At 41.0% G+C, this 22,950-nt stretch carries 20 protein-coding genes; 17 read left to right on the top strand and 3 right to left on the bottom strand.

All coding sequences use genetic code 11. From position 1 onward, the window contains the following. Nucleotides 1-160 precede the first annotated feature (160 nt). From NPUN_RS01635 to proB, 11 genes are all read left to right on the top strand, one after another. On the top strand, nt 161-2,314 hold the full coding sequence (locus NPUN_RS01635; protein WP_012407129.1) for a pentapeptide repeat-containing protein: 2,154 nt from the start codon (nt 161-163) through the stop codon (nt 2,312-2,314). Between the two features lie 119 nt (nt 2,315-2,433). Continuing rightward, nucleotides 2,434-2,925, top strand: a complete 492-nt coding sequence (locus NPUN_RS01640; RefSeq protein WP_012407130.1) for a hypothetical protein — start codon at nt 2,434-2,436, stop codon at nt 2,923-2,925. 486 nt (nt 2,926-3,411) lie between these two features. Then, entirely contained in the window at nt 3,412-3,885 is a 474-nt protein-coding gene (locus NPUN_RS44420; RefSeq protein ID WP_336884918.1) for a 4-alpha-glucanotransferase, read from the top strand. Further along, complete coding sequence (gene malQ / locus NPUN_RS01645; RefSeq protein WP_336884919.1) at nt 3,804-4,856, top strand: 4-alpha-glucanotransferase; 1,053 nt, start codon at nt 3,804-3,806, stop codon at nt 4,854-4,856. The genes NPUN_RS44420 and malQ overlap by 82 nt, the downstream gene beginning before the upstream one ends. Before the next feature lie 535 nt (nt 4,857-5,391). Then, entirely contained in the window at nt 5,392-5,598 is a 207-nt protein-coding gene (locus tag NPUN_RS01650; protein ID WP_012407131.1) for a hypothetical protein, read from the top strand. Nucleotides 5,599-5,819: 221 nt separating this feature from the next. Continuing rightward, nucleotides 5,820-7,058: a GNAT family N-acetyltransferase gene (locus NPUN_RS01655; RefSeq protein WP_012407132.1), complete on the top strand. Its 1,239-nt coding sequence runs from the start codon at nt 5,820-5,822 to the stop codon at nt 7,056-7,058. Beyond that, the gene (gene ruvX, locus NPUN_RS01660; RefSeq protein WP_012407133.1) at nt 7,058-7,534 is read left to right on the top strand and encodes a Holliday junction resolvase RuvX; all 477 of its coding nucleotides are present in this window, start codon (nt 7,058-7,060) and stop codon (nt 7,532-7,534) included. Before NPUN_RS01655 ends, ruvX begins: the two co-directional genes overlap by 1 nt. A gap of 142 nt (nt 7,535-7,676) precedes the next feature. Further along, nucleotides 7,677-8,249, top strand: a complete 573-nt coding sequence (locus NPUN_RS01665; RefSeq protein WP_012407134.1) for a DUF3727 domain-containing protein — start codon at nt 7,677-7,679, stop codon at nt 8,247-8,249. A gap of 206 nt (nt 8,250-8,455) precedes the next feature. After that, on the top strand, nt 8,456-9,082 hold the full coding sequence (locus NPUN_RS01670; protein WP_012407135.1) for a hypothetical protein: 627 nt from the start codon (nt 8,456-8,458) through the stop codon (nt 9,080-9,082). Nucleotides 9,083-9,135: 53 nt separating this feature from the next. Next, complete coding sequence (locus NPUN_RS01675) at nt 9,136-9,675, top strand: YqeG family HAD IIIA-type phosphatase (protein WP_012407136.1); 540 nt, start codon at nt 9,136-9,138, stop codon at nt 9,673-9,675. Nucleotides 9,676-9,966: 291 nt separating this feature from the next. Then, complete coding sequence (proB, locus tag NPUN_RS01680; protein ID WP_012407137.1) at nt 9,967-11,070, top strand: glutamate 5-kinase; 1,104 nt, start codon at nt 9,967-9,969, stop codon at nt 11,068-11,070. A gap of 282 nt (nt 11,071-11,352) precedes the next feature. On the opposite strand, the gene NPUN_RS01685 is transcribed toward proB, so the two are convergent. Then, complete coding sequence (locus tag NPUN_RS01685; RefSeq protein WP_012407138.1) at nt 11,353-12,312, bottom strand: ROK family protein; 960 nt, start codon at nt 12,310-12,312, stop codon at nt 11,353-11,355. A 111-nt stretch (nt 12,313-12,423) separates the two neighbouring features. On the opposite strand from NPUN_RS01685, the gene NPUN_RS01690 reads away from it, so the two are divergent. Continuing rightward, a complete protein-coding gene (locus tag NPUN_RS01690) occupies nt 12,424-12,645 on the top strand; it encodes a hypothetical protein (protein WP_012407139.1) in 222 nt (73 codons plus the stop codon). Between the two features lie 4 nt (nt 12,646-12,649). On the opposite strand, the gene NPUN_RS01695 is transcribed toward NPUN_RS01690, so the two are convergent. After that, on the bottom strand, nt 12,650-13,402 hold the full coding sequence (locus tag NPUN_RS01695) for a Mut7-C RNAse domain-containing protein (protein WP_012407140.1): 753 nt from the start codon (nt 13,400-13,402) through the stop codon (nt 12,650-12,652). A 1,012-nt stretch (nt 13,403-14,414) separates the two neighbouring features. On the opposite strand from NPUN_RS01695, the gene NPUN_RS01705 reads away from it, so the two are divergent. After that, nucleotides 14,415-15,392 (top strand): sucrase ferredoxin, encoded by a 978-nt coding sequence (locus NPUN_RS01705; protein ID WP_012407142.1) that lies wholly within the window; start codon nt 14,415-14,417, stop codon nt 15,390-15,392. A gap of 163 nt (nt 15,393-15,555) precedes the next feature. On the opposite strand, the gene NPUN_RS01710 is transcribed toward NPUN_RS01705, so the two are convergent. Beyond that, on the bottom strand, nt 15,556-17,151 hold the full coding sequence (locus NPUN_RS01710; protein WP_012407143.1) for a helix-turn-helix domain-containing protein: 1,596 nt from the start codon (nt 17,149-17,151) through the stop codon (nt 15,556-15,558). A 1,054-nt stretch (nt 17,152-18,205) separates the two neighbouring features. Here NPUN_RS01710 and fdxB point away from each other — a divergent pair. The 4 genes from fdxB to NPUN_RS01730 all read left to right on the top strand — a co-directional run bounded on the left by fdxB (nt 18,206) and on the right by NPUN_RS01730 (nt 22,889). After that, a complete protein-coding gene (gene fdxB, locus NPUN_RS01715; RefSeq protein WP_012407144.1) occupies nt 18,206-18,499 on the top strand; it encodes a ferredoxin III, nif-specific in 294 nt (97 codons plus the stop codon). A gap of 487 nt (nt 18,500-18,986) precedes the next feature. Beyond that, nucleotides 18,987-19,976 (top strand): cytochrome c oxidase subunit II, encoded by a 990-nt coding sequence (locus NPUN_RS01720; RefSeq protein WP_012407145.1) that lies wholly within the window; start codon nt 18,987-18,989, stop codon nt 19,974-19,976. 155 nt (nt 19,977-20,131) lie between these two features. Then, nucleotides 20,132-21,820: a cytochrome c oxidase subunit I gene (gene ctaD, locus NPUN_RS01725; RefSeq protein ID WP_012407146.1), complete on the top strand. Its 1,689-nt coding sequence runs from the start codon at nt 20,132-20,134 to the stop codon at nt 21,818-21,820. A gap of 469 nt (nt 21,821-22,289) precedes the next feature. After that, nucleotides 22,290-22,889: a cytochrome c oxidase subunit 3 gene (locus NPUN_RS01730; protein WP_012407147.1), complete on the top strand. Its 600-nt coding sequence runs from the start codon at nt 22,290-22,292 to the stop codon at nt 22,887-22,889. The last annotated feature ends 61 nt before the right edge of the window (nt 22,890-22,950 follow it).

Below are 22,950 nucleotides of genomic sequence, written 5' to 3' on the forward strand. Positions count from 1 at the left end.
CTGCCTGGAGTTATGAGAGTCAGGAGTCATAATACAAAAGGCTCCTGACTCTCATAACTCCTGAATTCTATTTCAATATGCTTTTCTTTTTGCCAATTAGCTTAGTCTATTTTAATTGTGCCGATCGCGGCGTAAAAATAATATCAAAGGGAATTATCTGATGACATCACCAATTGTGAGGAGAAGTAGTAATCAATCTGGTCAGTCAAAAGAACCGGAAAGAGCCAGTTCAATGTTGCTAGCAAGTAGGCGTTTTGCTGCTTGGGCGGCTGAAATCACACTAGTGGTTGCCAGTGGGTTGATTCCCTTCGGCATTGGTGTTTATGCCAATTCTAGAAGCGATCTTAACCGAGTACCTCTTAACCCCGTGCTGGTAGTTACGGAAAGAGCGATCGCTAGACCCCTAGCTCTGCCTGTGAGCTATGGTATCCGTAACGTGGCATGGCCGACTAATATTTTGTGGACAATCGCCCTGTTAGCGCCTGTAACTCTCTCATGCTGGCAATTGTACTTATTAGCTAAGACTGGTAGGACAATTCCGAAACGCTGGTTCAAGGTGCGGGTTGTCAACGAGCAAGGGAAGCCTCCCGGATTGGGAGCAGTTGTAATTCGAGAAGGAGTTGGACGTTGGACTGTACCTATTTCCATCGCCTATCTGCTGTGGCGCTACAGCTTTGCTTTTCCGAATTTAGGATTATTCACATTTTTGTCTTTATTAATGATTGTGGGTGAAGGGATCGGCTTACCGTCGCGCCGGGGCCGTCGCGCCCTGCACGATCAACTTGCAGGCACTTATACAATAGATACGACTCGTCCCTTACCATCCTCACTCTTAGCTAACAACAGACAAGCTCAATCTGCTGACGGTAATAATGGAGCAGAAGGGCAAGAAGAAGAATTAACGGCAGCCGAAACCAACCATTCACCCAACCTGTGGCGGCGGATACAGCAAAATCCTAACCTGACTTTGTTTGGGGTAGGACTAACGAGTATGACGGCTGTGTTGGCAACTTTAATCGGCACTCAAGTTTATATCCAAATTCAACAATCCCAGCGAGCAACTAAGCAAATTAATAGCCAACAGTTCCTCGAACTTGTCAAACAATTAACTCCCAACTCTGGGGCGACTAATGAGCAACGCCAAAGTGCAATTCTGGCTATGGGTGGTCTTAACGATCCACAATCCATAAAATTTCTAGCGGATTTATTGGTTAGCGAAACCAACCCCAGCCTCTTGGATACCATTCAACAATCTTTGACAACTGTCGGGCCCCAAGCTATCCCCGAATTAAAAAATAAGAATCAGTTTTTGGTTAGCGAACTGGAGTCTGTGGGCAGTGCTGCAACAAAAGAGCGAGAATTGCGACAAGGGCGGCTACAAAGAAACCAGAGAACGATCAACAAAATTCTCTCTGTGTATAGCGGAAAAATGGAAGGCGTTGACCTTAGTAGCACCCAATTAGGTCAAAGCGGTACTCCAGGAAGTTCATTCTTCAACTTGGTACTAGACAACCTTGATTTATCAGGAGTTAAGTTTAAATCTGCAAATCTTAACCAAGCCAGCTTTAAGGGCAGCCGCTTTCGGGGTGCAGGTGAAGATGGACGCTGGGATACCTACGACGATGTAATAGCTGATTTAAGCCAAGCTCAGTTGCAGCAAGCCAATCTTACTGATGCTAACCTCAGTCGCGTCTTGATGAACCGGATCGATTTGAGCCGCGCCACTCTCAACAGAGCCAACTTATCTAACGCGCGTCTATATGACGCTAAACTCAACAGCACCCAACTAGTAGGAGCCGATCTGCGAAACGCAGTTTTGGAAAGAGCCAGCTTAACTGGGGCTGATTTAGGTGATGCTAAATTGAACGAAGCCAATCTTTACGCTGCCCGTTTAGGTCGTGTCACTGCTATAGGAACGCAATTATCCTTTGCCAACTTAACTAACACTGATTGGCAAGGAGCAGATTTATCAGGAGCCTATTTGGATCGTGCTAATCTCAGCAATGCTAACCTGAGCGCCACTCGTTTAGCTGGTGCTGTTTTGCGTTCTGCTCAGATGGAAAACGTTAACTTACAAAATGCTGACCTAAGTCTTGCAGATTTACGGGGGGCAAATGTGGCAGGAGCAGATTTTAAGGGGGCAATTCTCGCCCCTAGCAAAGAAGATCCAGCAGATCAATTTGTCAAAACCCCGGATTTAGGCTCAGTATCTGCCGTAGTCCAAGGGGTTGATTTTTCTCAAGCCAAAAATTTAGATTCCAAGCAACTAGCATACATTTGTACTCAAGGAGGCATTCATCCTCGTTGCCCGTAGAATGGAAGGGGGCAGAGGGGCAGGGGAGGATGAGAGAAACAAAGGAGACAAGGGAAGAATAATAATGCCCAATGCCCATTGCCCAATGCCCAATAACAAAATGGTGTGAGGAGTCGGTTATGAAGTATGTTCCATATTTGGTTTCAATTTTGGGAGCTAGCTTGGTTTTGAGTCTGGCTAGTACGAAACCAGCACAAGCTCAAGTAGCTTATGGCAGTTATATAGGTATAGGCCCCACTGTTGGTTTTACTGATGGTATCCAATTCGGGGGAGTAATAGCTGGGCGCTACAAGCTTTTGGAAGCACCGCTTTCACTGCGTGCCCAAGTATTAATTGGTAATAATACGGCAGTTGTGCCAACCGTTTCTTACGATTTTCCTCTTAACTGGCAAGCTGATGCATACCTGGGTGCTGGGTTAGTGTTGGCTGGTGGTGGTGGATCTTCTCCTGTGGGCGACAAAATCAGTTTTGCTTTACAACCAGGAATTGATTATATGATCCCAAATAGCAATACTGTGCTTTTTGGCAACGCTATTATTGCTTTTGATGCCTACCGTGATAGCGGTGGTACAGCTATCTCTGTACAAGGTGGTGTTGGTTTAAGATTTTAATGGGCATTGGAAAGAGTCACCAAAACATTGCCGAGCAAAGAGTAACGAGTCTTGAATGGAAATTCTTACTTATTGTTTTCCCAGCATTATCAAGGTGTTTGAAATGGTGACTATGGTTCAAAAAATAACTAACCCCCAGTAGTCGTACTGGGGGTTTTGTTTTGGGCGATCGCTCGACATTGCGGATTTGCTCAAGGGAAGCAATCGCTTTTGTGATTTGGAGCTAAGTCAAGAATACCGAAGACTTCAAACGATTACTAAACCTATAAAGTAATTAAAGTTTGATGATTGTATACTATTAAGGCTAATCCTATAAACTTTAATACGATAAAAGTATTAATTCTGCTCAATTTTAATTGCAATAAAGGTCTTAGTTAACTAATAGCCAGAACTTCAACCTAATTATTTTTAACTGACATGAAAAGAAGCTCTTTTCTAGCCCCACCCTATCCTAGAGCCAGTGGCTTACTGCTTTATATAACTTCCTTGCCTAGTCCTTTTGGCATTGGAGATTTAGGTTTTCAAGCTTATAGATTTATTGATTTCCTAAGTCATTCCAAGCAGACACTGTGGCAGATTCTTCCTTTAGGACCTACTGGTTATGGTAATTCTCCCTATATGGTCTACTCAGCTATGGCAGTTAATCCTCTTTTAATTAGTTTAGAAAAGCTTCAAGAAGAAGGTCTTCTTAAGGAGGAAGATTTAGCTAAACTACCTAAATTTTCAATTCATAAGGTTAATTACGAACAGGTTATAAAAAACAAATTTCCATTACTACGACAGGCTTGGAAGAACTTTCAGCTAAATAAATCTCGACAACATGCATTAGTAGAGTTTGCCAAAAATAGGAAAGTTGGCTGGAAGATTATGCCTTATTTATGGCTCTTAAAAAGACTCACGATAACTTACCTTGGTATTGCTGGGAAGCAGATATTGCTGGGCGACAACCTCAAGCTTTAAAACACTATCAAAAGCATTTGCAAGATGAAATTGCTTTTAATAAATTTTTACAGTTTTTGTTTTGGCAGCAGTGGTCAGAGTTGCGAGGCTATGCTGCTCGGCGGGGTGTCCAAATTATTGGAGATATCCCATTCTATGTAGCTCATGACAGTGCAGATGTTTGGGCTGAACCAGAAAATTTTCAATTGAATCCTAAAACTGGAGAACTGACTTTCATCGCTGGAGCACCTCCAGATTTCTTTTCCTCAACGGGACAAATTTGGGGAAACCCGTTATATAACTGGAATTACTTGCAATCCAACAATTTTCGATGGTGGATACAGCGTTTTAATAACTTACTAGCTTATGTAGACTTAATCCGTATCGATCACTTCCGAGGTTTTGAGGCTTATTGGCAAGTTCCTCAAGGAGAAACTACAGCAATAAATGGAGAATGTATAAAAGCACCAGGAGACTCCCTTTTTAACATACTTTTGAAAGAACTAGGTTATTTACCTGTCATAGCAGAAGATATTGGAACTACTACTTCAGAAGTTGATCAACTGCGAAATAAATTTAACTTCCCTGGTTTAAAAGTGTTACAGTTTGCTTTTGATACCAATTCAGATAATGTTAACCTTCCGTTTAACTATACTCAAAATTGTGTTGTTTATACTGGTAATCACGACAACGACACTATTATAGGCTGGTTTGAGAAGCTCTGCGAAAATCAGCAAAAAGCTGTAATCAACTATTTAGGAGATTTTAGTAGTCAAGGCATTCATTGGGATTTCAACCGTATGGCTATGAGTTCTGTGGCTAATCAAGCTATTATTCCTGTCCAAGACTTGTTTGGTTTAGGAAGTGAAGCCCGTATGAATATACCTGGTCAATCTAGCGGAAACTGGGTGTGGCGTTATGAGTTAAATGCTTTAACCGATTCTTTAGGGGACTACTTAAAAGCTCTTACTCAAACGTATGGACGTATTTAAGGTATTGAACCGAGATACGCGGCGTGAAAGTTAGGGACTTCCAAGAAATAAATTATCCAAATAAACGAACCACAGACACACAGAGAACATAGAGGAATAAGCAGGAGAGAGTTTTTTCGCCAGTTTTTTGAGTATTTTTTATTTGAAAGTCCCTTATGTGTAGACGCAGTAGGTATTTTACAGAAAAGCCATCTCCTTTTGTGGTTCCTTCCTTGCAGTTTTTGCATAAAAAGGTTGTAGACCCTGATGCGATCAGGGTAGTGCTGCACAAAACGCATTATTCAAAAATCCAAAGCACTTAATCAGTGCTGGCAAACGCCATGAAGCGGTCGTATTTGACCTACTGATGGAACAAAGAGCGGTAAAACCATAGGAGTTGGTAGGAGTTGGTCGCCCATGCCTCCGTCCTGGGCGAGTTATCGGTGATAAGAAGCGTTAAACTTCATTGCAAATTAAGAAGTTAGTCCAAACAACATGATAATTTTTTCTCATGAAGAGAAATAGCACAGGATTAACACAGGAGAACACAGTGGCAATGGAATCAAATTTATTAACAGATGCGGGCGCAGATGAAGTGAATCAAGATTTCAGTGAATATGTTGCCAACCTGCAACTTCACATGACTCTGCAAGCTCGCAATCTTGTTCCATCCCTGAAACAAACACTGGTAGATAGTCGTCAGCAATTACTCCATCAAACCCAAGCCCACTTTGAAAAGCTAGTTTCTCGACAAGGGCTGTAAATATATACAAATTTTAATCAAAATTCAAATAAAATAAAGGCAGATGTTGTTAGGTTAACGCCAATGGTGTTCTCACAAGGTCTGCTTTTCTGCTTTTTTAAGTATTAAATTACTCAAATCACACTTTTGACGCACTAGTAAAGGGCAGAAAGCAGTTAATATTATTGCAGCAGTTCCTTTGAAGAGCAGTTAGTTAAGGCTAAATAGCGGCTCGAATAAAAATGACTTCATTACTTCCCAGAAACCTCAGCGTTGTTATCCGACCAGTCCAATACCGGGATCTGGACGGAATTGAGCGCATAACTCAAGAGTCATTCGCAGCCCTTACTCCCCAGGGAGCAGGTTTTGCCATCAGCCAGATGCTCATGCTACGTCGCTGGTATGGATTACTCAAGTTTTTGAGTTGGTTTCCTAACCCACTCCAGTATCGGCTCTGTGCTTATGTGGCAGAGCAAGGGCGGATGCTTCTAGGAATGATTCAAGTGTCACCCTTTAACCGGACACGCAGCACTTGGCGCATCGATCAAGTGCTGTTAGAGCGTGGTGTCGATAAACAAGGAATTGGTTCGCAACTTTTGCGTCATTGCTTTGAATCGATTTTGGAAGCTCGCACTTGGCTACTGGAAGTTAACATCAATGACATAGAGGCGCTGGCACTATATCGCCAAAATGGATTCCAGCGTCTGGCAGAAATGACGTATTGGGAAATTGGGCCAGAATTACTGGCTGAATTGGCACAAGCAGAGCCAGATTTACCCAACCTTTTGCCAGTGAGTAATGCTGATGCCCAGCTGCTATATCAACTAGATACGGCATCTATGCCACCTTTGGTACGTCAAGTTTTTGACCGCAATACCCGCGACTTCAAAACCAGTTTATTCGGCGCTCTGACTGATGCAGTGAAGCAATGGCTGACGAAAACAGAAATAGTCAGTGGTTATGTATTTGAACCCCAACGCAAAGCTGCGATCGGGTATTTTCAGGTGCAACTTGACCGGAAGGGTGAAGTTCCCCACGTGGCAACGTTGACGGTTCATCCTGCTTACACCTGGCTGTATCCAGAATTGTTATCTCAACTGGCTCGGATTGCCCAAGATTTTCCTCAGCAGGGGTTACAACTAGCCTCCTCTGATTATCAGGCAGAGCGAGAAGAATATTTGGAGCGAATTGGGGCAAAACGCATAGAACATACATTAGTTATGTCTCGCTCTGTGTGGCATAAGCTACGAGAGTCTAAATTCGTCTCCTTAGAAGGAATTCAGTGGACTGATATGCTGCAAGGTTTACAACCAGCACGTAAACCCATACCAGGTGGAATGTCATGGATACAACCAGGAAAGCTGCCATCGTCAGATAAACCACTGCCAATTAAGTCAGAACCAATTAACTTTTCGGTAAAAAACCCAAGCATAGAAGCATCGCCGATTCCTGAATCAGCAGATGCAGAGCAGGAGAATTAGTGATATCCCAGGAGCAGCCAAAACCCTTTATTTCAGCCTTGGGACTAGATTTTGGTCGCAAGCGGATTGGTGTGGCTGGGTGCGATCGCACGGGTTTAATTGCCACTGGGATCACCACAATTGAGCGCACATCTTTTGAGCAGGATGTCGAGCAAATCCGGCAAATAGTTAATGAACGCGAGGTGCAAATCCTAGTTATGGGCTTACCTTATTCAATGGATGGCTCTATAGGATTTCAAGCGCGTCAAGTTCAAAAATTTACTACAAGACTTAGTAAAGCCTTGAAACTGCCTGTGGAATATGTGGATGAGCGATTAACTTCATTTCAAGCAGAGCAACTGCTAATTGCTGAAAACCGCTCTCCATCACGCCATAAAGGTTTAATTGACCGCAAGGCAGCCGCTTTGATTTTGCAACAATGGCTGGATGTTAAGCGTGCTAGTTCCCGCAGTTCAGTTGCGGTTATTGAATATTGATACCTTTTAACATGATATTCTGAAAAACGATTAGCTAGCAGTTGTATCTACGTGTAAAGCTATTTTGTTGACACAAGATATCATTAAATAGTTAAGCGATTTCTCAACTTGCTGGTATTTATTAAATTTTTACATTTCGGCTATGTTTTCTCCTCCATTTCCTGAAGAAAATGATAACGCTCATGCGGGTTCCATCACTTTAACCGATGAAAAAGGGCGATCGCTCGAATGTTATGTAGAGCATTCCCTTGAGGTCGATGGACAAGAATATGTTTTACTTCTTCCTGTAGACTCACCTGTAGAGATTTTTTCTTGGGAAGGCGACGACGAGGAAGAAGAAGCGGTTCTGGTAGAAGACGACAACATCATTGAGCAAATTTTTGCCACTGCCCAAGCTGTACTATCTGAGCAGAATCTGATATTGAAGAACACAGCTTATGCTTTGACAGTTGCAGGTGATTTACCGCCAGTTGAAGAATCAGAACTCTTCACCTTAGAAATTGAAGACGAAGAGGCAGATTTAGATCCAGAGCAATTACAGCTACTTGCTAGCTTCTATGACGAAGATCAGGAGTATGCAATTTATACACCTCTCGATCCCCTGTTGTTTTTTGCACGGATAACAAAAACAGGTGAACCGGAATTACTCTCTCCAGAGGAGTTTCGCAAAGTGCAACCCCTGTTAGAGGAACATCTTTTTAATGAAGTAGAATAAAAATAAAAATTCAAAATGTTACATTTTCATTTTGAATTTTTATTTTAATCGAAATCTACCTAAACCTTTTACCATATCCCATTAAATCTGGAAGCAATGAAACATTGACACAAAATTGGGGTAATTTGTGTTGTTTAAGATTCTGAAAAAAGCATTTTGGCAAGGATTTTTAATCTAAAATAAAAAATTACCATGAGGTGCTGAAAATGGCTTATAGCGACTTTACATTAAGTAAATTTAAAAAGTCATTCAGCATCCGCATTGATGAAGAAACTGATTTATGTGCCGACATAGAACCTTTACAGGCAAGTGATAAACTCAAAAACTCTTTAGAAGAAACTACAGAACTGGCTTTAGCAATTAATACTGAAAAAGCTCGTTCAGAAATGATTATCACTCCGATATTGTTGGAGGTAAGACGCAGGGGTAATTACCCAATTAGTTTATTTTCGGGAACAGATTTTAATGTAGATGTAGAAAACGGTCTGAATGGATACTGTGACTTTATCATCAGTCGTTCTAGAGAGCAACTAACAATTAATGTGCCTGTAGTGGTTATTATTGAAGCCAAAAATGAAAATATTAAAGGTGAATTAGGTCAATGTGCAGCCGCAATGTTGGCAGCACAATTGTTTAATCAACAAGAAGGAAATGAAATCAGAAAAATTTACGGCGCAGTAACTACAGGGGATATTTGGAAGTTTTTGAAGTTAGAAGAAAACGATATATTTATTGATTTGAGTAATTATTACATCAAAGAGATAGATAAGATATTAGGGATTTTATCTCAAAATGTTCAGGGAGATATTCCAGAATGCAGTTCGACTAACTAAACTATATTGGGTTATGCTCATTTGTCTGAGCTATTTAAATTTGACTGGTGACTATGGCCTGGAACAACCTTTTGCAACCTGACTTAATTTTAGAAGGTTCAGTGTTGAATCTAACACCAGATATTATCCAAAAATACGGGCTGAAAGGGCTGGTGTTGGATGTAGACGAAACCTTAGTACCCTTTACAGTAGGGATGGCTTCGCCAGAACTACGAGAATGGGTGGAGCAAATTCGCACCTGTACTGCATTGTGTTTGGTAAGTAATAACCTGAGTGAAGCACGAATTGGGGGAATTGCGCGATCGCTCAATTTACCTTACTATTTGGGTGCAGCCAAGCCCTCTCGACGCAAAATTAGGGCAGCAGTCAGAACAATGGATCTACCAGTGCATCTAGTGGGGATGGTAGGCGATCGCTTATTTACTGATGTCATAGCAGGTAATCGCCTGGGGATGTTTACCATTCTAGTTGAGCCGATTGTCCATGCAGACGCAGCCCTCCGCTCTCATCCCGTCCGCAATTTTGAAGTTTGGATCTCTGAAATCTTAGGAGCCTCTATTACCCCCAAGAAAAGCAAGATTCATAAAAGTTAAGAAATCGTCAGGAAAGTAAATCTAAAGAAATGGTTAAGGAATCTTACTGGAAGCCAAAAATCGGGGATCATAAGTATTAATAACATGGGGTCAGCAAAAAAAGACCCTAACTCATACTAAGTAAATATACACCTGTAAAGCGTCAGCCTTCACTATAGAGGGATTGGCGCTTTACAATTTCTTTAGTCATTTGTCATTTGTCCGTTGTCATTCGTCCGTTGTCATTCAATGACCAATGACTAATGACCAATGACCAATGACCAATGACTAATGACTAATGACTAATGACTAATGACTAAAACAATTGTTGTCAAAATCGGTACTTCTAGCCTAACTCAAGCAGAAACGGGACAATTAGCACTTTCCACTATCGCTACCTTGGCGGAAACACTTTGCCATTTGAGAAGCCAGGGACACCGGGTAATTTTGGTTTCTTCTGGCGCTGTGGGTGTGGGTTGTGCAAGGTTGGGGTTAACTGAACGTCCTAGAGCGATCGCACTCAAACAAGCTGTAGCAGCAGTCGGACAAGGTAGGTTAATCCGTATATATGATGATTTGTTTACTACGCTGCAACAGGCGATCGCTCAAGTATTACTGACACGAAGCGATCTAGTACAGCGCAGCCGCTATCTCAATGCCTACAACACCTTTCAGGAATTACTGGGACTGGGAGTGATCCCCATAGTCAATGAAAATGATACCGTAGCAATAGACGAACTAAAATTTGGTGATAATGATACCCTTTCGGCATTAGTTGCTAGCTTAATAGAAGCAGATTGGCTATTTTTGCTCACCGATGTCGATAGGTTGTACTCAGCCGATCCACGTTCTGTCCCAGATGCTCGACCGATCGCTCTAGTTAGTAGCATTAAAGAATTAGCTGAATTACAAATAGGTTCCCAAGGTTCTCAGTGGGGTACTGGTGGGATGGTGACAAAAATTTCGGCTGCGAGGATTGCGATCGCGGCGGGAGTTCGTACCGTAATTACCCAAGGGCGATTTCCCCAGAATATAGAAAAAATTATCCAAGGTGAACTGATTGGGACGCATTTTGAACCGCAACCTGAACCAACTTCGGCGCGTAAACGTTGGATAGCTTACGGACTTTTACCTGCGGGTAAATTGTATTTAGATGAAGGTGCGATCGCGGCAATTTCTCTAGCAGGAAAATCGTTATTAGCTGCTGGAATTAAGTTAGTAGAAGGAGAGTTTGACACACAGGATGCAGTGCAATTGTGTGACAGTAATGGTAACGAAATTGCCAGAGGACTTGTGAATTACAACAGCAATGATCTGCAAAAGATTCGTGGTTGTCATTCACGAGAAATTTCCACAATTTTAGGTTATGCCGGTGCAGAAACAGTTATTCACCGAGATAATTTGGTTTTGATTTAGGATGGAAATAAGATAAATTTCGTAAGTACTAAATGCGAGAGTGAAAAATATTATGATTCAAACGTTAGAAAATACCTTGGCTTTTGTTATCTTCGCCTTTGGAAACGATTAGAGAATTTCGCCAAGCTATTCAATAAGTGTAGACTGACATTATTCACCCTCGTTGACTACGTTCAGAATAACAAAATTATTTTGTTTAACGAACCGCAAAGGACGCAAAGTCTAGAAAGAGAAGATTTCACAACTGTAGCTGGATTAAATATTTTACAGAAAAAATCAAATTCACATAGAAGCGATCGCCACACCCCCCCACAAAGGCGCATCATCACCCAGCACCGCCGGCACAATTTCAAAATCAACCTCCGGTAAAGCCGTCTCCCGCGCCACCTGACGCACCACCCGCCAAAAATCCTCCCCCGCTTTTGTCACACCGCCTCCCAACACAAAGCGCTGCGGATTCATCAAATTCGCCACATTGCCAATACCCACACCCAGCGCCCAAGCAGCCTTGTGCAAAACTTCCTTCGCCAAATCATCCCCAGCCGCCGCCGCTTCACTTACCAACTGTCCCGTCAACAACGTTAAATCATCCCCCGCCAAACCCCTCAATATTTCTCCATCTCTGAATCCTCCGCGCCTCTGCGGTTCGTTCTCCAAAATTTCCCTAACATTTTGCGCCATATAAGGCCCCGAAGCCAAACGTTCTACACATCCCCGCTTCCCACACAAACATACTGGCCCAGACGGATCTACAACGATATGTCCAATTTCGCCAGCCATCCCACCAGCGCCCCGCCAAGGCTGGCCATTGAGTATCCAACCACCACCTACACCAGTGCTGACAGTTATATAAAATAGGCTATCGTATCCCTGTCCAGCACCAAAGCGGTGTTCACCCAAAGCAGCAACATTGGCATCATTATCTACACCAACAGAAACACCGAACTCCTCCTCCAACAACCCTTTGAGAGGAATATTTTCCCATCCAGCCACATGATGAGATAGCCGCACCGTTCCTGTGGAAGCATCAACCGGGCCGCCAAAGCTGACACCGATCGCAGCAGGTTTTGCGTCTTCTAGCAGCGAGTAAATGAGCGATCGCATAATTTCCAAGTCAGTGCTAGCATTTGCGCCTACTGGTGATAGACGACGTTCATAACGCAACCACTTTCTAGAACCAACATTTACCAATGCTGCCGCCAGCTTAGTACCACCAAAATCGAGAGCTAAAATTAATGTCATTCACTCACCTTTTCTTATACCATCGCACAACGTAGTTTCTTTCTGAAGAAAGATGTTTGCACTCAAGATACATTTAACACTAGAAAAAACTACACTATTATTTAGCAACTCATGAATACTGAGCAACCCGATCCATTGATCGATTTCTCTCATGCCAAAGAACCTCCTCGCTCTCTTGATATTGATAAAGCTCAAGAGGCAGATCCTATTGAACCAGAAGAAGTTAGTGGAGAGAGTAAGCTAAATCCTACTCCTGATGATCTGAATAGCGAAGAGCAAGATCCCAGAATCGGGGGTAGTCAAATAATTAGTGGGAATATCTCAGCTGGATAAATAGTTACTCACCTTTTTGTGAGTTGAGTACTCCATCAATAAACTGTTGCAATCGTTCATAATGGGAACCTTTCCAATAAATGCGATCGCAGTCTTGGCAACGCTGGAATTGATCGATCTGCGATCGCACTTTTTCTGGCACTTGTTCAATAATGGATTGCTTATCTACCCATTCTAATAATCCATTGCAACGCAAACACCGTTTAAATGGTGTAATTAATTTAAATAAGTCGAAGCGTTGTAGTACTTCTATAATTTGTTCTTGAGGGTTAGTGTTTCTAACGTAGTACCCATGCGTTACCAAACTACGCATCAATAGACCCTTATCACGAGTCAACAGAATCCGCCCTTGGCTAGAGGATATTTGGGCTAATTTCTCATCTTCGTAGTCATTGCGGTATAAGGTATCGAAACCTAAAAGTCGTAGAGATGTCGCCAGCTTCCCCAAATGGATATCTACAACAAAATGAATAATACTGAGCGGTTCTGGGAAAACAGAAATGCTTGGTATAATGACACTCCTAGCTGAAATTGGATAAACATTGATAGCATCTCCATCCGAAACTATGTAAGAAAAATTTACATATTTACCATTAACATTTATAAAATCAACTTCGGGATGAGGGACACCTAACGACTCAATCATGTCCTTAATTGAGGCTTTCTCCTCAAAAAAATGAGATATTTTCACCTGCTTGTGATGCCGTGGTAAAAAATGATTCAATTCTGCATGGAAGTAAAAATATGCGATCGCCATAGCCACAGATATTTGGATTACCCTACTGGCAAGAATTTGTCACAATTGCAAAACTCTATCTATTGTATTGAAAAAATCAATACTTGTTAAAGTGATGTATATCTACTATAAAATGCCCATTTACCTTAATTAAAACTATAAAGATTCTCAAATACTTGCATTTATTATTGAGTTCAGTTACAGTCAAATCAGATGCCTATCATCAAACTCTGACATAAGCTTCAGGAAGTTAGATTAGGTAAGAAAGTAAATAACAAGTTTGTCAATGTTGATTTAAGTGACGCTGTTAATAATTGGTCACTAGTTTTCAACATTAACTTATCATGGATGAAATATTGACCGCTAAAGCATTTACCCCTAATTGGGTTGTTTTTATTTTTCCAATTTAATTGAGAATTATTTGCAATATGGATAACCTTATAGATATATTAAAAGCAGATAGGAGCGAAATATTTTTTAACTTATATTGGCTGATTCCGCATCGGTCTTTAGAAATATATTTTTCAAAGGAAAGACAAAAAACTAGATTTTTATGTATAAAAACAGGATTGCTAACTAACTATATAAATAACTTCAGCAAAACTTTAAACAAGTATCTTATTGCCAGCAATATTTTTGGTTGTAGTATCGGCTACATTGATATTGCCAGCAAGTTAATCCTTGGTAACTCTCCAAGTAGGTATTGCGTCTATGTAGAAGATTGAATTTGTTTGATTTTATCCAAGAAAGCAAGTGAAAATTTATAAAATACCAAATAACAATAAAACTAGATACAAAATTAACGTTGCTCATACGGAAAAATCTATTTTGAAACTATTTATCTTTATTGTGGAGAATTTATTAACCGGAAAGACCTCGATCAATAATGATGTTATAAAGTGGCTACCTAATTTTAATAGGGAAATGAATATTGTTCTTTTTTATCTCCTTTAGCCAAGGATATTGTAGTGAAGAACACAAATGTATTTGGTAATACCTTTTGTCCATAAAATACGCTAATGAGTACAGCGAGATGAATACTTTTTTTTGTTCTGACGATTCACGGCAAGTAGGAGAAGATGTTATTGGTAGCGCCACCAATTATCAAACTTATATTTTAGTTGAGTGTCCTTTACCTTGGACATCAGAAGCCCTTAATTCCAAATGGGTACCTCAGAATTTGAGGATTTTGGTAGAGGAAGTAAAGCGTGCTAAACTACCGATTAGATTTCTTTTAATTGCTAATGATGCTTCACACAAGGTAAATCACACTACGCTTTTGATTTATCAAAAAGAAGATGGGCTAAGTAATGGATACCAGAAGCAAGAGTTTAAGCTAGCAAATATTGAGCAAGTAGCAGGAGTTGTCCAAAAGTGGATATGGGGTATCGATTCTAATTTTGAAGTAGAAACTAGTACAACTAGAGATATTTTAGTTTGTACCCACGGTAGCCATGATAAGTGTTGTGCAAGATATGGCGCTCCGTTTTACTTTCATGTGACAGCAAGTAATACTGATTTGTGCTTAGATAATGTGCGAATTTGGAAATCATCGCACTTTGGTGGACATCGGTTTGCACCAACAATCATAGACCTGCCAGAAGGAAGATACTATGGTCGTCTAGATCAAGATTCGTTTAGATCGATTTTGACTCGTACTGGTGATATTCAATGCTTACATCAAGTCTATCGAGGCTGGGGAATTCTACCTCCTGTACTTCAGGTTTTGGAAAGAGAGTTAATTCTCTATAAAGGATGGGATTGGTTTAACTACAAAGTTGCAGGCAAAATTTTAGAGCAAAGTTTAGATAATAGTACTATTTTAGCTGAACTTAGTTTTGAACAACCTTGTGGTTCTCTCTACACTTACCAGGCTAAACTTGTGAAAGATGAAACTAAGACTCAACAACTGAAGAGTTCATGCAATGCTACACGAGAGTTGGTAGTTACTAAATATGCTGTTGGTAGTTTTTGGATTACTTCTAGTAAGGTGATGAGTTATAGTACGTAAAAGAGGATAGTTTTTAAACGCAGAGGGACGCAAAGGGAAGCGCAGAGGAACGCAGAGTATTGCTAAGTTTAGTTCATTACGAATTAATTAAATACTGTATTTAGTATAACGCTACACAAATTCGTAATAAAATCTTTGCGTCTTTCTACGTTTAAATTTCAAATCAAGATGAAGCCATATTTAAGACTTTTCGCAACAGTAATTGGTCTTCTAATTTGGCTTTTAAACGACCATTCTCGATATCTCGAATCCAGCTTTGGCTTTTACCTGTAAGTTTCGCCAATTCTCTTTGAGAAAGATTCAAATTTTTTCGCGCCTGCAAAATCTGTTCACCCAGTAAATCGTTTGTAGCTTTGGTCTTCTTTTTAGCTTTAGCAGTTCTTGTTTTCTTTTTTTCCGATTCGGAAATTTGCTGTTCCCATTCTGGTGGAAGTTCAAAAGCTAAAATCCGCGCATTCATGAGCAGATTCCACTTACCACGGGGGCCTGTGTCTGTGAGGCGAGTTTCAGAACCACCGTCGTTAGTCCAAAATTCTAATGCTTCATCTGGGTCTTCAGGAAGATCAATTAACTTTGCCCACAAAGGTTGAATTTCTGGTGGGTAAGTAACTGGATCGAAAAGTGGCTTCATTCCATAGTGATTGAGAATTTCCAAATCGCTTTCAAAGGTTCGCAACAGACGTTTGCGTTCTTCCCGTTGTCTGGATGCAAGGGCGACTTTTTCTTCACCGTAAGCAATACGCAGCAAGGTAGGAATGGTAATGCGTTGTTCTTTGCCCATTTTGGTTTTAAACAGCAACCACAGCATTAACCGGACTGCGCCTTCATGTTGCTGCCAAATGCTCATAACTGTGGTTAGCAGCGTTTTAGGGAGACTACCATATTGATAGAATGCAGTTCGCTCTTTACATGCTTGTTTGTTTAAGAAATATTGTGCCCATAAGCCTGCTTTGACTTTAAAAGTTAGCCCAATCAGATATTTGCATCCATGATTGTCTTCTTGAAAGTGGTGCTGAATATCTACTAAGTGCCATAAGCGGCTGTTTGTCACAGAGAATCCGTTAATTCGCCCTTGTTGGGGCCAGTCAATGGAGATAATCAGGGAGCAAGCTTGCTGGACAAGATTTTTCATTAAAGCTAGCTTGGCAGCTTTGCTCAAATCTTTGCGTTTCTCCATCCCCAAATATTTCTCGATTTGGCGTTCATCGATCGCAAATTCTTGCTCCCAAGGTTGCTCTAAGGCTGTAGCATAACCCGCAAAAATTAGATGTATGCAAGCGGCTCTGATGTCAAGCGCCTCAATTGCTGCTATATCGGTGGCTTTGTCATTAACTTGGAATGGATCTTGGATGTGAAAGGCGATCGCACCCTTACCTTGATTAACTTGCCGGCTGTAACATAGATACCCGTCTTCATCGGTTTCCCAATGTAGCGATGTGCGTTGCCCTAGTACATTACAAGCTTCCCAAATTGCGATCGCAGAAGCAAATGGATTATTCTTGCCGTTAGAAAACAAGTCTAAACTGGTAGAATCTCTCGGTTCAACTTTGCATCTCCCCTTTTTTGCCTGCCAAGGAATGGGAGACTTAGTTGGACAAGCTATTACACATTGTGGTTCTGAATAATAGCCCTCACAATTATTACAAAGACCAGGATCAACCCAATATTCATTGTCCTCTATTTTGATTGCACCCGTAGGACATTGGGGGCGGCAGTTGTCACATCCAACGCAACTGTTGTTAGGAATTGTATAAGGCATAAGGCTCTTTTCCCACTCTAATCGTTGAGATGTCTGTCTCAGGTCTCCCCTGGATGAGTCCTGTCTATTCATGACTCGCTACCACATAATCTTTCTGGCGAGAAAAAATTATTCTCACCATATTCACTCCCCACATCCATATTTTGACTTTGCATCCAATCGGAAGCTATTTAAGGCTTTTAAACCGAACCGGACAAAACTTATTTATTAACTATACATTTCATGAAAAAAATGATTAATTTGTTCGTACCAAGCTTAGAAAGATATCTTAATATTCATTTAATTAGTTATTGAATGAACATTTGAGCTTTAACCATAAAGTGTTTAGAGAACATGTTTAAGCCTGATACGATTGGATTACACCTGATTTATTAATAATCTTAATATTTAAGGCACGATCGGATTCTGCCATAAAAATCACAGTTGCTTTATAAATCAATTATGTTTCCTTCATGAATTCATTATATTGATTTAAACGGAAAATCAATATTTATTTTGTCATCATTTATATAAATAGTTGAATCAAATTAAATTGCAAATTGTTGCTTTGTAAAATACATATTGCATATATCAAAATGTAATCAATGAACATTTGTTTTCGTATATATGTATACTGTTTATCTAGATTTCTTTCTTTAAAGCTAAAAGTATTTGAAAAATAATATCATCACTTTTATCGATATACTTGCGTTTACATGAGGCTTTACTGACAAAGGTAAGTTTCAAACCTGTAATTTATGCGTCTCTTTTTTCTATGCGTTGTATGGAATATAGCTGATTAGCGGCTGCTGTCTCCAGTCAGATATTGAGTTATAGACTCAATGAATGCGTTCAGATGCTCCGCATCTGAACGAGGTAAACTTAAGCATTCATAATTATTATTGGCAATAATTTGCATTTAGTTTTATTTCCAAAAATGATTTTTAATTGTGTTCAAAGTCATCGATTTTTTATCAAATAAAAGTGAGTTTTGAATACAAAATAATAAAAGATTAGGATAATATGATGATTAATGCACAAACAGATTGATAGGCAAAATTGCCAAGGATTATTAATGGCACAACTAACAGGTTTGACATTTGGCGGTAAAGCTTGGACACCAAAATTTGCTCAAGAAATTGACAAAGATAAATGTATCGGCTGTGGCAGATGTGTTAAAGTCTGCGGGTACAATGTGCTAGGTTTGAAGGCACTCAATGAAGAAGGTGAATTTGTAGAAGACGAAGATGATGAAGAAATTGAACGGAAAGTAATGGCAGTTACTTCTCCAGAAAACTGTATTGGTTGTGAAGCGTGTTCGCGGATTTGCCCGAAAAATTGCTACACCCATGTTGCAGTAAATAATTAGAGTTTTTACAGTTAGTCCAAATTGTTGTTAATTCAAGGAGGCACTGTTTGTAGAAAGCGAAAATGCGCTAGGCAAGGTAACTTGAGGGGAATACTAAGTATTTACTGTAACTAATAAATAGTTCACAGTAAACAAATCCGTAAATCGTAAAATGTTAGCTATTAACAAAATTAAACTTGCTGCTAATATAGCCTAATCAATATTAGGTCAACAGTGCCCTCTTGGAATAACTAGCTTTTTTGAAAGCAGGGGGCTAACTTTTTCATAGGAGTTGAAATATAATTTGTAATTTTCTGGGGGAAGGATATGGAAAAAATCTGGAATTTTCCCCCTTTTTTTATGGCTGCACGTTAGAAAGTTAATAAGTGAAAGGGGAATGGGAAATGGGAAATGGGGAATGGGGAATAAATAACAATGCCCAATTACCAATTACCAATCCCCAATACCCAGTACCTATAAAAGACTGTTTACAAAGCAGGTAGCATGTATGCAACAAGTTCCTGTTTCACTATGGACTCTGGTTGCTGGGATAGTAGTTACAGCAATCAGCATTTGGATCGGTCAAAACCACACTCTCATGCCGATGCAGGCATCGCTACAAGCGCCTTTGGTAGACGGTTTTTTCAACGTCATGTTTACCATTGCGATCGCACTCTTCTTGGTGGTAGAAGGAACTATTCTGATTTTTTTGGTGAAGTTTCGTCGCCGTCGTGGTGATGATACCGATGGTTTGCCAATTGAAGGTAACGTTCCCTTAGAAATCTTCTGGACAGCAATTCCTACAGTGATTGTTCTCGGTTTGGGCATCTACAGTGTAGATGTTTTTAACCAAATGGGCGGTTTTGAGCCTGCTGGTCATCCTCATTCAGCCGCTCATGTTGCTCATCAGTCGGGAACCGCGATCGCAGCTACATTAAGCGATAGCTCTGAAGTAACGGCTGCACCAGCGATCGCCCCAACAATTGGGATTGGCGCGTCTCCTCAAACCCTAAACAAACCAGCCGATTTAGTTGTTGATGTCAAAGGCATACAGTACGCCTGGTTATTTAATTACCCCGATAGTGGCATTACCTCTGGGGAATTGCACATACCCGTTGGTGCTGATGTTCAACTCAACCTTTCAGCAGAAGATGTAATTCATTCATTTTGGGTTCCAAACTTCCGCTTGAAACAAGATGCACTTCCCGGTATTCCTACCGAACTGCGATTTGTCGCCACCAAACCAGGTACATATCCCGTAGTTTGTGCTGAGTTGTGTGGTGGTTATCACGGTTCAATGCGGACACAGGTAATTGTCCACACACCAGAAGAATATGATAGCTGGCGGACAGAAAACCAGATTGCTCAACAGCAAAACCTTAATCAAGTTGTTGCAGTTAATCCAGCCGACTTATCAACATCGGAGTTTCTTGCACCCCACACCCATGATATGGGAATCAGTGCAGCAACTCTAGAGTCAGTAGTCATTGGTCATTAGTCATTGGTCATTGGTCATTGGTCATTAGTCATTAGTCATTGGTCATTAGTTATTAGTAACTAACAAATGACAAATGACAACGGACAAATGACAACGGACAAATGACAAAAAGACAAAGGACAAATGACAAATGACAAACGACAAGGGACAAAAATATGACGCAGGTAGAATTTCCACGAAATACTCCACCAGAAGGAAATAAACCGAAAATGGTGACTGGCCACACTTCGCATCCAAAGGCGTGGAAATGGCAAGATTATTTTACATTTAATGTTGACCACAAGGTTATTGGTATTCAATACCTGGTGACGGCATTTGTCTTCTATCTCATCGGCGGACTGATGGCGATCGCTCTGCGTGTCGAATTAGCAACACCAGATGCAGACGTACTCGACCCCAATCTGTATAACGCTTTCATGACCAATCACGGGACGATTATGATCTTCCTGTGGATTGTCCCTAGCGCTATTGGCGGATTTGGTAACTATTTAGTGCCGTTGATGGTCGGTGCTAGGGATATGGCTTTCCCGAAGCTGAACGCGATCGCCTTTTGGTTAAACCCACCAGCAGGATTACTCATATTAGGTAGTTTCATCTTTGGCGGTTCGCAATCTGGCTGGACAGCTTACCCACCTTTGAGTTTGGTGACAGCGCCAATCGCTCAAACTATGTGGATACTTGCGATCGTTTTGGTGGGAACTTCCTCAATTTTGGGTTCGCTGAACTTCGTAATCACCATTTTGATGATGAAAGTTCCTAGCATGAAATGGGATCAAGTACCCCTATTCTGCTGGGCAATCTTGGCAACCTCCATCCTAGCGCTTCTCTCCACACCTGTATTAGCAGCTGGTTTAGTTCTGCTGTTGTTCGACCTCAACTTTGGCACATCCTTCTTTAAACCAGATGCAGGCGGTAACGTTGTAATTTATCAACACTTATTCTGGTTTTATTCTCACCCGGCAGTATATTTAATGATTCTGCCCATCTTCGGCATCATGTCGGAGGTAATTCCAGTTCACTCCCGCAAGCCAATCTTTGGTTATAAAGCGATCGCTTACTCTAGCGTAGCCATCTGCGTTGTGGGTTTGTTCGTTTGGGTACACCACATGTTTACCAGTGGCACACCCGGCTGGATGCGGATGTTCTTCACCATCTCCACTCTCATCGTTGCAGTTCCCACTGGCGTGAAGATTTTTGCTTGGGTTGCTACCCTTTGGGGTGGTAAAATCCGCTTCACTGGTGCGATGCTTTTCGCCATTGGCTTGTTGTCTATGTTTGTCATGGGCGGCTTAAGTGGTGTAACGATGGGAACAGCGCCTTTTGATGTTCACGTCCACGACACATATTATGTTGTCGGACATTTCCATTACGTTCTGTTTGGCGGTTCCGTGTTTGGCATTTATGCCGGCATTTATCACTGGTTCCCCAAAATGACCGGACGAATGCTGAATGAAAGCTTGGCACGCATTCACTTTGCTCTCACCTTCATCGGCACAAATCTGACCTTTTTACCTATGCACGAGTTGGGTTTAAAAGGAATGCCCCGACGAGTGGCAATGTATGACCCCCAATTTATCGACCTCAATCAAATTTGTACCTTCGGTTCAATTGTTTTGGGGATATCGGTAATTCCTTTCGCCATCAACATGATTTACAGTTGGTTGAAAGGGCCTTTGGCTGGTGATAATCCTTGGCAAGCTTTGACTTTAGAATGGACAACTAGCTCACCACCAGCAATTGAAAACTGGGAAGTATTGCCGGTTGTGACTCATGGCCCTTATGATTATGGTCATGGTAACAGTAATGAAGTACAGCCATCTGCAACGCCGGAAGCTAGTGCTTAGGTAGTAGAGTGAGTAATGCGATCGCACTCAAAGTCACTAAAACTTCTAGTCATTAGATTTGGGAACTTGAGACTCCAAGCTTGGAACCTGAAACTTCAAGCTTGGAACACGAAAGGCCGAGTTCAGAACATGAACGGCCGAGCTTAGAACACAAAAGGCCGAGTTCAGAACACGAAAGGCCGAGTTCAGAACATGAAAGGCCGAGTTCAGAACATGAAAGGCCGAGTTCAGAACATGAACGGCCGAGTTCAGAACACGAAAGGCCGAGTTCAGAACATGAACGGCCGAGTTCAAAACACGAAAGGCCGAGTTCAGAACACGAAACTCGGAATTTTGAGAATTGCTGAACAAGTCAAGAGTTTGGCTAAACAAGGATTTTGGATAAAGAATGGAAATTTTGCTAATTCAGATTTCATTCTTTATTTAAGCTTCCACAACAGACAGAGTAGATCGTATTGTCAAAAAATCTATGACTATAGCTACAACCACCAGCGAAGAACACGGTGCAGGACACGAAGAACATCCAGATTTAAGAGTTTGGGGACTGTTAACATTCCTCGCCTCTGAATCCCTGATGTTTGGGGGATTTTTTGCTACCTTCTTGTTTTTTAAAGGTATTACACCAGTTTGGCCTCCAGAAGGAAGTGAAGTAGAACTACTTGTACCGACAATTAACACCATTATTCTGGTGTCTAGTAGTTTCGTGATTCACTTCGGTGATACGGCAATTAAAAAGAATAACGTCAAGGGAATGCAACTGTGGTACGCAATTACTGCAATTATGGGTGCAATTTTCTTGGCTGGTCAGGTTTATGAGTATTCAACATTGGGATACGGACTGACCACCAACGTCTTTGCCAACTGCTTTTATATCATGACTGGGTTCCACGGTTTGCACGTTTTTGTGGGACTGTTATTGATATTACGTGCATTGTGGCGATCGCGTCTCCCTGGTGAATATTCTGCAACCAATCATACTTTCATCGAAATGACAGAAATTTACTGGCACTTCGTAGACATTATTTGGATTGTATTATTCACCTTGGTGTACGTTCTCACTTTGTTTTAACTTGGGCATTAGGCATTGGTAATTATTATTACTTTTTTACTATTGCCTATTGCCTATTCCC

It is taken from the genome of Nostoc punctiforme PCC 73102, assembly GCF_000020025.1.
Classification (GTDB): Bacteria; Cyanobacteriota; Cyanobacteriia; order Cyanobacteriales; family Nostocaceae; genus Nostoc; species Nostoc punctiforme.

Coding starts and splice junctions, on each gene's coding strand:
- NPUN_RS01720 (WP_012407145.1), top strand. CDS start 18,987: ATGCAACAAGTTCCTGTTTCACTATGGACTCTGGTTGCTGGGATAGTA.
- NPUN_RS01685 (WP_012407138.1), bottom strand. CDS start 12,312: ATGACATTAATTTTAGCTCTCGATTTTGGTGGTACTAAGCTGGCGGCA.
- NPUN_RS01635 (WP_012407129.1), top strand. CDS start 161: ATGACATCACCAATTGTGAGGAGAAGTAGTAATCAATCTGGTCAGTCA.
- malQ (WP_336884919.1), top strand. CDS start 3,804: ATGGCTCTTAAAAAGACTCACGATAACTTACCTTGGTATTGCTGGGAA.
- NPUN_RS01640 (WP_012407130.1), top strand. CDS start 2,434: ATGAAGTATGTTCCATATTTGGTTTCAATTTTGGGAGCTAGCTTGGTT.
- ctaD (WP_012407146.1), top strand. CDS start 20,132: ATGACGCAGGTAGAATTTCCACGAAATACTCCACCAGAAGGAAATAAA.
- NPUN_RS01650 (WP_012407131.1), top strand. CDS start 5,392: ATGGAATCAAATTTATTAACAGATGCGGGCGCAGATGAAGTGAATCAA.
- NPUN_RS01710 (WP_012407143.1), bottom strand. CDS start 17,151: ATGCCTTATACAATTCCTAACAACAGTTGCGTTGGATGTGACAACTGC.
- NPUN_RS01665 (WP_012407134.1), top strand. CDS start 7,677: ATGTTTTCTCCTCCATTTCCTGAAGAAAATGATAACGCTCATGCGGGT.
- NPUN_RS01675 (WP_012407136.1), top strand. CDS start 9,136: ATGGCCTGGAACAACCTTTTGCAACCTGACTTAATTTTAGAAGGTTCA.
- NPUN_RS01655 (WP_012407132.1), top strand. CDS start 5,820: ATGACTTCATTACTTCCCAGAAACCTCAGCGTTGTTATCCGACCAGTC.
- NPUN_RS01695 (WP_012407140.1), bottom strand. CDS start 13,402: ATGGCGATCGCATATTTTTACTTCCATGCAGAATTGAATCATTTTTTA.
- fdxB (WP_012407144.1), top strand. CDS start 18,206: ATGGCACAACTAACAGGTTTGACATTTGGCGGTAAAGCTTGGACACCA.
- proB (WP_012407137.1), top strand. CDS start 9,967: ATGACTAAAACAATTGTTGTCAAAATCGGTACTTCTAGCCTAACTCAA.
- NPUN_RS01705 (WP_012407142.1), top strand. CDS start 14,415: ATGAATACTTTTTTTTGTTCTGACGATTCACGGCAAGTAGGAGAAGAT.
- NPUN_RS01690 (WP_012407139.1), top strand. CDS start 12,424: ATGAATACTGAGCAACCCGATCCATTGATCGATTTCTCTCATGCCAAA.
- NPUN_RS01670 (WP_012407135.1), top strand. CDS start 8,456: ATGGCTTATAGCGACTTTACATTAAGTAAATTTAAAAAGTCATTCAGC.
- NPUN_RS01730 (WP_012407147.1), top strand. CDS start 22,290: ATGACTATAGCTACAACCACCAGCGAAGAACACGGTGCAGGACACGAA.